The 11,638-nt window shown below is 47.6% G+C and carries 12 protein-coding genes and 1 riboswitch; of the genes, 9 read left to right on the plus strand and 3 right to left on the minus strand.

The genetic code is table 11. From position 1 onward, the window contains the following. Positions 1-84: 84 nt before the first annotated feature. Genes G3352_RS11535 through G3352_RS11545 form a run of 3 tightly spaced genes read left to right on the plus strand, consistent with a single transcriptional unit; the run spans position 85 to position 1,950 of the window. Positions 85-465 (plus strand): GntR family transcriptional regulator, encoded by a 381-nt coding sequence (locus G3352_RS11535; protein ID WP_163756808.1) that lies wholly within the window; start codon positions 85-87, stop codon positions 463-465. Then, positions 462-1,331: an ABC transporter ATP-binding protein gene (locus G3352_RS11540; protein WP_163756563.1), complete on the plus strand. Its 870-nt coding sequence runs from the start codon at positions 462-464 to the stop codon at positions 1,329-1,331. Before G3352_RS11535 ends, G3352_RS11540 begins: the two co-directional genes overlap by 4 nt. After that, positions 1,324-1,950 carry an ABC-2 transporter permease gene (locus G3352_RS11545; RefSeq protein ID WP_163756565.1) on the plus strand — a complete coding sequence of 209 codons (627 nt, stop codon included), beginning with the start codon at positions 1,324-1,326 and terminating at the stop codon, positions 1,948-1,950. Before G3352_RS11540 ends, G3352_RS11545 begins: the two co-directional genes overlap by 8 nt. A 177-nt stretch (positions 1,951-2,127) precedes the next feature. Here the strand turns inward: G3352_RS11545 and G3352_RS11550 are convergent, their stop codons facing one another. Next, positions 2,128-3,549 (minus strand): aminotransferase-like domain-containing protein, encoded by a 1,422-nt coding sequence (locus tag G3352_RS11550; RefSeq protein WP_345940748.1) that lies wholly within the window; start codon positions 3,547-3,549, stop codon positions 2,128-2,130. 120 nt (positions 3,550-3,669) lie between these two features. Here G3352_RS11550 and G3352_RS11555 point away from each other — a divergent pair, with 120 nt between their 5' ends. After that, positions 3,670-4,608, plus strand: a complete 939-nt coding sequence (locus G3352_RS11555; protein WP_163756568.1) for a DMT family transporter — start codon at positions 3,670-3,672, stop codon at positions 4,606-4,608. Positions 4,609-4,648: 40 nt separating this feature from the next. Further along, positions 4,649-4,957, plus strand: coding sequence for a hypothetical protein (locus G3352_RS11560; protein WP_163756570.1), 309 nt, complete (start codon positions 4,649-4,651; stop codon positions 4,955-4,957). Positions 4,958-5,068: 111 nt separating this feature from the next. On the opposite strand, the gene G3352_RS11565 is transcribed toward G3352_RS11560, so the two are convergent. Both G3352_RS11565 and lplA read right to left on the minus strand, forming a co-directional pair. Next, positions 5,069-5,872 carry a Cof-type HAD-IIB family hydrolase gene (locus G3352_RS11565; protein ID WP_076291747.1) on the minus strand — a complete coding sequence of 268 codons (804 nt, stop codon included), beginning with the start codon at positions 5,870-5,872 and terminating at the stop codon, positions 5,069-5,071. A gap of 240 nt (positions 5,873-6,112) precedes the next feature. Further along, positions 6,113-7,114 (minus strand): lipoate--protein ligase, encoded by a 1,002-nt coding sequence (gene lplA / locus G3352_RS11570; protein WP_163756572.1) that lies wholly within the window; start codon positions 7,112-7,114, stop codon positions 6,113-6,115. 211 nt (positions 7,115-7,325) lie between these two features. On the opposite strand from lplA, the gene cobD reads away from it, so the two are divergent. From cobD to G3352_RS11590, 4 genes are read left to right on the plus strand one after another with little or no spacing between them, the layout of a single operon-like run. Next, positions 7,326-8,474 (plus strand): threonine-phosphate decarboxylase CobD, encoded by a 1,149-nt coding sequence (cobD, locus tag G3352_RS11575; RefSeq protein ID WP_163756574.1) that lies wholly within the window; start codon positions 7,326-7,328, stop codon positions 8,472-8,474. Beyond that, entirely contained in the window at positions 8,455-9,273 is an 819-nt protein-coding gene (locus G3352_RS11580) for an adenosylcobinamide amidohydrolase (protein ID WP_163756576.1), read from the plus strand. Before cobD ends, G3352_RS11580 begins: the two co-directional genes overlap by 20 nt. A 44-nt stretch (positions 9,274-9,317) precedes the next feature. After that, positions 9,318-10,298 (plus strand): adenosylcobinamide-phosphate synthase CbiB, encoded by a 981-nt coding sequence (gene cbiB, locus G3352_RS11585; RefSeq protein ID WP_163756809.1) that lies wholly within the window; start codon positions 9,318-9,320, stop codon positions 10,296-10,298. Then, on the plus strand, positions 10,289-10,936 hold the full coding sequence (locus tag G3352_RS11590) for a histidine phosphatase family protein (RefSeq protein ID WP_163756578.1): 648 nt from the start codon (positions 10,289-10,291) through the stop codon (positions 10,934-10,936). Before cbiB ends, G3352_RS11590 begins: the two co-directional genes overlap by 10 nt. Positions 10,937-11,077: 141 nt before the next feature. Next, positions 11,078-11,225: riboswitch (cobalamin riboswitch) on the plus strand. The last annotated feature ends 413 nt before the right edge of the window (positions 11,226-11,638 follow it).

Below are 11,638 nucleotides of genomic sequence, written 5' to 3' on the forward strand. Positions count from 1 at the left end.
GACCTTCTGTGTTTATATTGTATATATTGAGTATACACACTATGCGCATGAAGCTACTGAATTATGACTATGAGGTGATATAACATTAGAATCTTAATATCGAACGCATCGAGCGATCCGATCTACATGCAAATCCTGACCCAGATTAGACAGAGTATTTTAAGCGGGGAGCTGGTTGCGGGAGAGAGTCTTCCCTCAATAAGGCAACTTGCGAAGGATCTCCAGGTTAGTGTAATTACAACTAAACGTGTCTATGAAGAGCTTGAGAAAGAGAAACTGATTGATTCTGTCGTTGGTAAAGGCTGTTTTGTCTCTGGGGCTAATCAGGAGTATATTCGGGAACAGCGACTGAAGCGAATCGAAGAGAAAATGCTTGATATCCTTCGTGAAGGCAAAGAAGTGGGTATGAGTGCTCAAGATGTAATCAAGCATTTTACGCTGTTAGTGGAGGAGGAACACATATGAAGAATGCAATTGAATTACGCAGCCTATCGAAAACGTACCCCTTATTCAAGCTGGATCAGATATCTTTGGATGTAAAACAAGGTTATATTACGGGACTTATTGGCCCGAACGGGGCGGGGAAAAGCACACTGATCAACCTAATCACCGGATTGATTCGTCCTGACTCCGGGAGTATCAGAACATTGGGGAACGCGATGCCTGCTAAGGAAGTTAACGTTAAGGAGCGCATTGGTATTGTTTCAGATGAATGTTTCTATTATGAGCATCTTACGATCCGTGAAATGAAAAGCATGATTGCGCCATTTTATAGGAAATGGGATGAAAAGCAATTTAACAGCTACCTGGAGCAGTTCGAATTGTCTCCCAAAAAGAAAATTGAGGATCTGTCCAAAGGCATGAAAATCAAATTTTCACTGGCTGTTGCTTTATCTCACGAGGCTGAGCTACTTATCATGGATGAGCCGACATCCGGGCTTGATCCTGTGTTTCGTAGAGAACTGCTTGACCTGCTTGCAGATGTAATACAGGACGAAACCAGATCCATTATTTTCTCAACTCATATTACGACCGATTTGGAGCGTATAGCAGACTATATCGCATTTATCCATAAAGGAAAGCTTGTCTTTAATGAAGCAAAGGATGATGTGCTTGAGAGATACACGATTGTAAAGGGGGACATGAAGCTGCTTGATGCAGACACCCGAAGGCAATTTGTGGGAATCCGTGAGACATTGGTTGGTTTTGAAGGCTTGGCAGATAACAGGGCGGAGACAGAGCGCTTATTTGGTAGTCACGCTCTTTTACACAGACCATCTCTTGAAGACCTCATCTATTTTACGGCCAAGGGGGAACGGCATCATGCTTAACTTGCTTCGCAAAGATTATATCGCTTTAAAAAGCTCGCTATGGTCCATCCTTTTTTATTTTGTTGTATTCAGTGTCGCATTTATCCCGACAGTGGAAATGTCGATATATTTTGTAGGGATCTATACCGCCTTCGGTTCAATTATGCTTGCAACCATGATTGATATCAAAAACCATAATCATAAATTTCTTGTCACGCTTCCGCTTAGCCGCAGAAATATTGTGCAAGCCAAGTATCTGTCTGCCGTTCTCTATACGCTTTTTGGAGTTTTCGCTTCGTCTGGCGCTCACTGGCTGGTTAACTTCCTTTTCCCCGAACTGAACAAGCCCGACTTTTCGGTACTGGACATCCTGATTTCGGTTGGAATGGTGCTGGTTTTAATTTCGATCTATATGCCTCTTTTTTACGCCCTTAGTAAAAAGGGAGCGGGAATAATTAATACGGTTTTCATGATCGTTCTTATTATTTTAGCGCAACCTGTTGCCTCGCTCATGTATATGGCAGGAGAGAACGGAATGGGGCGTGCTTCGGTTTATGCTTTGGTTTCAGTTTGCATTCTTCTGTTGTTCATTGCCTCCTATTTTGTAACGGTTCGTCTGTTTGCAAGGAAAGACCTATAGGATGAATGGAGAAGCATTTCAATAAAAAACAATGTTCTAACTAACTTTGTCAGTCGAGAACAGCAGCAGCCCAAAAAGTCGCCAAACGGCGACTTTTTGTGTTACAGAAGATTTAATATTTGCGACCTGCCAGACAAGCTATCGTTAATCTGCAAATGCAGATTTCCAAAAGTATCATCACGTATTTTCAGCCAATGCAATTAGTCTGCTCATGCCTTCCCGGATTTGCTGCTCGTGAGCATAGGAGAAGGAGAGACGCAGCTTGCGACTGGCGTTCGCATCGGAAGGATCGAATACCGTTCCCGGCACAAAAGCGACGGAATGTTCCATGCATCGGTGAAGCAAGCGCCCCGTATCTACACCTTCCGGAAGCTCCGCCCAGATGTTAAGTCCACCCTCAGGACGAGTCCACGTCCAATTGGTTTGTTGAAGGCACTGTTCCATTACTTCCATCCGCAGTTGAATGGCGGTACGCAGCTTGGACAAGTGCTGGTGCATGCGCGGGGACTGGAAATAACGGAGGAAAAGCTTCTGATTTAGCAGAGGTGATCCGTTATCTGTGAGTGCTTTTACGGCTTGTAATCCTGGCATGAACCGAGGACGGCACATAATGGCGGCAATCCGCAGACCCGGCACGACATATTTGCTATAGCTGCGAATATAGAGTGTATGCCCTGTAGTATCGTATGTGAAGATTGGCGCGGGAGGCTTTTCCTTGAAATAGATATCATAGGTGCTGTCGTCTTCCACCAGAAAACATCCGTACTGTTCTGCCAGTTCAGGTAGCTGTTTGCGCTGCTCGGTCGGAATATTGATGCCCGTAGGGTTTTGGAAGGTCGGCGTCATATAAAATACTCTTGGCTTTTCCTGCTTCATCAGGCGTTCAATCTGTTCTAGATCGTAGCCATCAGGATGAATATCCGTAAAAATTAACTTGGCACCCTGTTTTCGAAAAATTTCCATCGCAGGGCCGTACGTTGGCCTCTCCATGAGCACACGGTCACCGGGTCTGACGAGACTTCGGGAGATCACATCAATGGCCTGCTGTGCACCTGAAGTAATCAGCACTTCATCTGCTGAGATGTAGAAACGTTCCCTTGTCGTCAGATGGCTTGCCAAGGCACTACGCAGCTCCAGATCTCCCTGAATGGTGGAGTATGTGCCAAGCAGACGGGGATATAGATCCAGTAAATCCCGCATCAATTCTCCCCAATATCGGTTGGGTAGCAGGGCGGGGTCGATCAATGATTTGGAAAATTGGTACTCCGCCTCAAGGGATTGCACGCGGGCAAGTGAATCCCAATGCAGCCAGGCAGACACTGCCGGGTCATCGGCCTGATCTGTCACGGGAGAAGGGTCAGCAGGACTGACATAATAACCGGACTTATCCTTGACGTAAACGTGCCCCCGTTCCTTTAATTCCTGATAGGCCTTAAAAACGGTAAGGCGATGTACACCGAGCAGCTCGGACAGGCTCCGCACGGACGGCAGCTTCTCATGCTCTTTCCACTCTCCGGCTTCGATCCGTACAACCAGATAATGTACCACTTGCTCATATAGTTTCAGGCTGTTATCTGTCATCAACATGGCTTTGCCCACCCGGCTCACGCTCCTTTTGAACTCCATTGTAACAGCAAACGGGAACTAACTGTTCTGTTTTATTCATTCTGTTCTGTAGACAGTGCTATATGATGGAGAACAGATGAAGGAGGGGCTAGCATGGTTGCAGTTGCATTTACCGTAATGTGTCTTATTTTTGGAACAACGTTTCTAGCGATTAAAATTGGCGTGGAGGCAGGCATGCCACCTTTTCTGTCGGCCGGACTGCGCTTTATCATTGCAGGTGCTCTAATGTTTGCATGGATGTGGATGAAAGGGAAAGTGAACATGTCTTTACTATGGCGGAAAGAGATGCTCTTGACGGGGGCCGGATTGACATTTGGTACATTTGCGACCTTATATTGGGCTGAACAATATGTGAGCTCGGGTGTTGGAGCGATTCTGTCAGCAACAGGTCCACTGATGATTATGGTGATGCAGACAGCGCTGTTACGTCAAAAAACGTCTGCACGCATGATTGCGGGATGCCTGATTGGTTTTGCCGGAGTTATCCTCGTTGTATTGCCGGGTGTATCCATTGGTGGTAATTCCCTGTGGTTATGGGGCTGTATTGCCGTATTGGTGGGTGAAGTCTGTTACTCGGCAGGTGCGTTGTACTCCAAAAAGGTCATTAACCAGTTTAAGGAGGCTAGTCCTGTAGCAATCAATGCGGTGCAAATGATGTACGGAGGATTGCTGTTATCCGCGCTTTCGGCGGTGACGGAATCGTGGAACACAACTGGACTGGATTGGATGCCAGCGGTATCATCCCTGATCTATCTGACAGTAATCGGTTCGATGGTCGGGCACAGCTTGTTCTACTGGATCATGTCTCGTACCAACCCGTTATTCCCAGCGACCTGGTTATACATTTCTCCTCCGATTGCGGTCGGGCTTGGGGCGGTTCTCTACAATGAACATGTGAGCTGGATTACATGGTTAGGCGTTGCGCTAATCGTTTCAGGTTTGCTGGCGATGAATGAGAAAGTGATGGGGTGGATCAAGAGAGGCAAACGTACAACTTCTTTGAGTCCGACTTCCAAATCTATGGTAAAATAGGGAATATATATTTTACGCAGGAATGAGGCGAGACTTCCATTTGAATAAACAGGGAATCGGTGCTGTTTTATTGTTTGCGGGAATCGTGCTCTATGGCATGATTCATATTGGGACCATAATGCATTTACCTGACGTAACGATCTGGTCTAATCAATGGGGCCGTTATCTGCAAGCCGCTTTTGAAACGGGTGGCATTATTGGACTTGTCTTGGCCATCCTTTTATTCATTACAGGAGTAACGCTCCTGCTTCCTAGGCAATTAGCCGATTTTTCCAAAGGGAGAGTAATGAAGGAGATCAGAGAGCGGAATCGTGAATTTGACGAGAAGTATGGTAATCAGAATAATTAACAGTTTTATTAAAGAAACAGCCCTGACACAAGCGATTCATCGCTGTGCAGGGCTGTTTCCTTGTGTTTTGAGTTAACATGTTTTATATAAAACACGACTTTTATTAAAAGCTTACTCCGCGTTCAGCACAAACTTCTCAATAACCTGCTTCACGCCGTCTTCGTTATTACTCGCGGTAATGTAATCTGCCAGCTCTTTCAGAGCAGGGATGGCATTTCCCATCGCTACACCAAGACCAGCAACTTCCAGCATCTCATGGTCATTCCAGGAATCCCCGATGGCAATGCACTCGCTCAATTGGTGACCGAAGTGATCTGCCAGGAAGGTTAGTGCATGGCCTTTCGTTCCTTCGCGGTGCATAATTTCAAGGAAGTATGGCTTGGACTTGGTGATGTGTACTTCTGATCCGAGCAGTTCGCGCAGGGCAACCGCAACCTCATCCAAGTAATCCGGCTCATCGATGATGAGCAGTTTCGGTGTTTTTTGCTCGATCACTTTGATGAAATCCGGTTCAATGTGGTACTGAGTACCATTCAGTTTGGCGTAGTCACGCAGCTTGTCGTTTTCTTCACGGGCGTAAAGTTTGTCGTCAATATACGTTTGCAGATGCAGATTATGCTCCAGGCAGTAGTCGTACAGTTTGCGGGAAGCGTCCTGTGGAACGTAGCGCTCGTAGAGTACTTTTTCGTCCAGCAAGTTTTTCACCAAAGCGCCTTGATACGTAATGATTGGCACGTTCAGCTTCGTTTGGCGAGCGAGTGCTTGGGCAGAAGCATAAGCACGTCCAGTTGCCAGAGTTACAACAACACCATGAGCTACCGCTTGTTCCAGGGCAGTCTGTGTTGCAGGCGTTACTTCCTTGTTGTCGTTAATCAGGGTATCATCAATGTCAATTGCGATTAATTTGTAGGTCATCTAGTTTCTCTCCTTTTTTATCTGTATCTATACCCGACTTAATCTATATCAGTTCAACTAAACTTTTTACACGAGAACGGAAAGGACAGAAAAAACCTGAAGAAGCGGAGCGTTCGCCTTTATCCCCGGATTTTCCCTTTGAAGAAGGGAATCAAAAAAAATCTGGGGATAACAGCGATCGGAAGGTTATTCTGTCATTGGAGTGGCAGGTGTAAACTTTCTTGGGTTGAACTTATATACCTACTCTTCAAGGAAAATGAGGCCAATAAAGTCCTCCAGCTCCAGGTTACCGAAGTAATGTTTTACATCCAGACCCTCAAGTGCAGTACGCACCTCAGATTCCTCGTAACGCTTGCCACGCAGCATATCTTCGATATCCGCCACATCGCCTACGCCGAAGAAATCACCAAAGATTTTGATATCTTCAATCCGTCCATCTTTGATATTCATGCGCAGATCGATGATGCCGACAGGGAATTTACGTGTATGCTTCACATTGCTTTCTGGAGAAAGCCCGTAGTTCCAGTCCCAATTGTTATAACGTTCAGCAGAGATTTCGTTGATCTTGTCCCAGTCTTTCTCTGTGAGTTCATATTGAGGAACATCTTGTGGCTCCAAACGGAAAATGTGACGCAGCAGCTCGTCCCGGAATTGTTCAATGGTCAGATTGCTGTCAATCAGATCACGAATATTGGCAACACGGCTGCGTACGGATTTGGTGCTCTTGGACTTGAACTTCTCCGGATTAACGTTGAGTGAAGCCTGGACGTGGTCGAGGTTCAGGTTAAACATCAATGTGCCGTGACTGAACATGCGGCCACGCGTAGAGAATTGGGCATTGCCCGAAATTTTCTTCTCTCCCACTTGCAGATCGTTACGTCCCGTCAGTTCGGCATTAACGCCAAGCTCTTGCAGGGCTTCCACCACAGGCTGCGTGAATTTGCGGAAGTTATGGAAGGATTGTCCGTCATCCTTGGTAATAAAGCTGAAATTGAGGTTGCCCAGATCGTGATAAACGGCTCCGCCTCCCGAAAGACGACGTACGACTTGAACACCGTTATCTTGAACATACTCAATGTTGATCTCTTCAATGGTATTCTGGTGTTTTCCGATAATAATGGACGGGCGGTTGATGTAAAACAGCAAGTAACTGTCATCCATCGGCAGATGCTTCAGAATGTATTCCTCGATGGCGAGGTTTACAGAAGGATCTGTAATGCCCTGGTTATCAACAAACAGCATGGTCATTCCTCCATTAATGTATGTGAGGGATGCATATCCCTTATGTAGTGATGCTTTACGGAATCGAAATTCCTTCTCTATTGTAAACGAATTGTCGAAAGGACACAAAGAAATTGAAGCCGCAAAGGGCTTGAATAGTCAAATCAGGATTGACCCCTGCCTGCCACGACATCCATAATAAAAAGGACATGCAGAAAGGATGACGGACAGGATGACCGGTTTAATTGAAGTTTTCGGACATGGCGGTGATGTGGAGACGGCCGCGGCACGTTTTGGAGGGAATCCTGCGGATTTCCTCGATTTTAGCGCAAACATTAATCCTCTGGGTCCACCTCGGGAAGTGCTGGAGGCTCTGGAGCAAGGATTGCATATGGTACTTCGTTACCCCGATCCGGGCCATCGGGCGTTCAAAATGTTGCTTAGTGTCCGACTGGGTTTTACCCCAGATCATATATCTGTGGGTAACGGGGCGGCGGAAAGTATGGCTCTAATCTTACTTGGACTCGCGCCTCGTAGAGTAGGTACGGTAGAGCCCGGTTTTTCAGAGTACAGTGCATTATCCAGACAATTTGGAGCAGAAGTCCACCATGTTCAAGGACGGGAAGAGCTGGAATGGCGAGCAGAACCGGAAGATATTGAGAAGCTGATGGAGCGGGTGGACCTGCTTTTCCTTGGACAGCCCAACAACCCCAATGGGGTACAGTATCCGGTGGACGTTCTGCAACGGCTTGCTCGTAATGCAGAGACAACAGGCACGATATTGGTTGTCGATGAGGCATTTATCGATTTTATTCCTGAATCACAACGGCAATCGCTTGCATCCAGCTTGAAAGAGTATCCACAAGTGATCATCATTCGTTCGATGACCAAGTTTTATGCGATTCCAGGCCTGCGTCTGGGTTATGCGATGGGTCGTCCCGAACTGATTCGTGCCATGACAGAGAAACAGGTCACCTGGAGCGTGAATGGGCTTGCACTGATTGCAGGAGAAGCCTGTCTGCGCAGTGGGGGCAATTTTGAACAGGAGACATTGGCACTGGTGTCACACGAGCGAAAGAGATTAACGGAAGGTCTGGAAGCTTTGGGATGTAAGGTGACACGAGGGGAAGCCAACTTTATATTGGCAGCTCTTCCAAAGCCGTGGACAGCGACATCCATGCAGGCTGCTCTCGGTGAACGGGGAATACTGATCCGAAGCTGCGCGATGTATCCAGGACTTGGGGAACGACATGTACGATTTGCGGTCAAGGACGCGGAGGCTAACGGACGTTTACTGGAAACAATGGGAAATGTTATTACGCCTAATCCGACAACCGGATTAGAGGCAGGGGGACAAAGCGATGGCACTGCCATTCTATAATTACTACTCCCATGTACAAAAGGACCAAAATGAATACAGATCTTCTGTATGGCCGGGATTATACGTCTCCGCACATGAGCGGCATATTAAAGCGTTCAGTCCTTCTGCTGTAACAGCACTTTCCAGTGCCGTGTATGGGGGCGGCATGATTGAACTGGATCGTATCTTCAACATCTATGTCGACAGACATTATCGCTGTGACGATCCACCTCGTGATATTGCTGATCTGTTGAGTGAATGGCAGGAGCAGCGGGATCAATGTGCCGGTCTTCTGACTGCGGTTCGATTGGAGCACACAGCGATCCAGGAATATGAAAGCGATGAGTTCGGATTACTTTGCTGCACTACAGCAGGGGTATCCAATGCTGCACGGGCAGGTTCTGCAAGAACCGTGTTCGATGCTGCGGGGAATGAGATGAGCAATGGGACGGTGCCCCAGAAAATTGGGAAGGTTTTGGCTTCGACCTATACTCCCGGTACGATCAATATCATGTTGTGGATGAATGGGCGTATGACTGCCGGAGCGATGGTGAATGCCATTCAGACTGCGGTAGAGGCGAAGGCCGCTGCGTTAGCTGATTTCGGTGTGGCGGATCCAGAGAATGGTCTAACCGCAACCGGAACAACAACGGATGCCATCGTACTCGCGGTAAGCCAGGCTGGAGTAAATAAACCGCTCATCAGTTACGCCGGGACGGCTACGGTCATGGGTGCAGCAATCGGCAGGCTGGTGTATGACACGATAACGGAAAGCCTGCAAGCTGCGCAGGAGTGGAAAGAGAGGAATTACAAGCAATGACATCTCTGCTGCATCAATGGGCTTCCTGGCCGATCTGGACGGGAATGGCTGGAGCCTGGGTTATTATAGGAGCATACATATTGGATCGTTGCATCGGTGATCCGCGCTGGATTCCCCATCCGGTGATTGGCATGGGAAAGGCTATCTCTGCACTGGAGCGAGCGATAAGGACGCGGGTGCACTCAAACCGTGCACTCAAAAGAGCTGGCGTTTTATTTCCTATTTTGATTGCAGGCGGTTCTTTTGCACTGACTTGGGGATTAATCTATGTGCTGGGTCTTATTCATCCCGCTGTTGCGGTTGTGGCAGAAGTGGTGCTAATAGCAACAACCATTGCCTCGAAAGGTTTGAAGGATGCAGGTATGGAAGTTTACCACCATCTGAGTCAACAGGACTGGCCTGCGGCGAGACGTTCACTTGGTATGATAGTAGGGCGTGATACGGCTCATCTGGATGAACCGGAGATTGTGCGGGGAACGGTGGAGACTGTGGCGGAGAATATCGTGGATGCTATCGTCTCTCCACTGTTCTATGCCCTGATTGGTGGTGCACCACTTGCCATGGCCTATCGGGCGGTGAATACACTGGATTCCATGGTAGGTTATAAAAATGAAAAATATCTGCATCTCGGTTGGGCGTCTGCCCGTCTGGATGATTGGGCCAATTGGATTCCCGCGCGGCTTACCGCTTTGCTGTTGATTATGGGAGCTTGGTTCATGAAGCTGGATGCCAGAGGGGCTGCACGCATGGTGTCCCGGGATGCACGACTTCACCCAAGCCCAAATAGCGGTTTCCCCGAGTCGGCGGTGGCCGGAGCGCTGGGCATAAGACTTGGCGGGCATAACGTATATCACGGAGTAGCTTCATTTCGCGCATATATGGGCGAGCCGTCAAGACGGATGGAAGCAGAAGATATTGTACGAACAACACGGCTTATGTTCTGGTCGGCAGGTTCTTTTGTTTTAGTATGTTGGTTGGTCACCTTAGGGATATGGTCTGCTGGAGGTGCACTGTTATGGAGATAGAAGCTGGACCTAGTGGCATGCAAAGTCGTGAGCTTATTTTGATACGTCATGGTACAACGGCGTGGAACTTGGAAAAAAGGTATCTTGGGCATTCCGACATCGGACTGTTGCCTGAAGCAGAGCAGGAGCTATCTTCGCTGCGTGAGCAATTCAGCAATATCACATGCGACGCCCTATATTGCAGTGATCTGCTGCGTTGTCAGCAGACACTTGCACACATTGCATCACCCCAAACAGGACAGGCCAAGCTTGATCCCCGACTAAGGGAGATTGACTTTGGTCAGTGGGAGGGGTTGACCTACGATCAGCTTAAGGACAATCCAAAGTACCGAGACTGGATCGATGCGCCCCAGGAGGTAACGCCACCGAGTGGCGAGCCTTGGACAGCATTTGCTGCGCGGATTGATTCATTTATGAAAGAGAGTCTGATGTCCTTTTCACCAATACTTCACTCTCGCAGCATAAATGTGCCAAAAGTAGCCGTGATTACGCATGGTGGTGTTATTCGTTATATGGTGTCACGTCTCATTCCGAATCAAGATTTCTGGGATACGCAGGTGGTACCAGGACAAGCGATAAAGATCCGGCTGGATGGCGATGGGGACAGCTGGGTTGGAACCAGATTGACTTTTCCGTAAATCGGGTTGTAAGGATGTACAATATAACCTATAATCACAACAGAAGTGTGACTTAGCAAGTGCATCATCGGATGGAGGCTCAACAAGCTCTACCAAGGAATGCTCACTTGAATGGTTAAACAATATTAGCGACCATGGGTCCCGTAGCAATGTTTCATGGGTTCATATGAGGCCATGAACGGCAAACGGGTGAAATAGGGAAGCCGGTGTAAATCCGGCACGGTCCCGCCACTGTAAATCAGGATGAATTCCTGTAAGTCAGGTTACCTGCCCTGGACGTATAAACCGGTGTTCCTTCGAGGAAAGGACAGCGTTTCGGGCAGTTCTCTTTGCATATACAGCGCCAAGCTGACCATGCACAGATCGCCACATGCGAGACGTCATCCCTGATCCTGACCCAAGGATTGGGGATTTTATTTTTTCATATAAGATGAACCGAATATTACACGAGAACGAAGAGTGCAGAACCAATCTGAAGAAGCGTATGCGTTCGCCTAAAAGCTTTCTGAAAGAAAGCTGCATCGGAAGCATATGCTTATCACCGGATTTTCCCCTTTTCAAAAAGGGGATCAAAAAAATCTGGGGATAACAGCGATCGGAAGATGGTACTGCAATCGTAGTGGCCTAGTGTAAAGTTTTATTGGATCAACTTATATAGGAACACAAATTCAAGCGGAATTGGGACAGGAGCACTACTCACTA

Source organism: Paenibacillus sp. ALJ109b (genome assembly GCF_010747435.1).
Taxonomy (GTDB): domain Bacteria; phylum Bacillota; class Bacilli; order Paenibacillales; family Paenibacillaceae; genus Paenibacillus; species Paenibacillus taichungensis.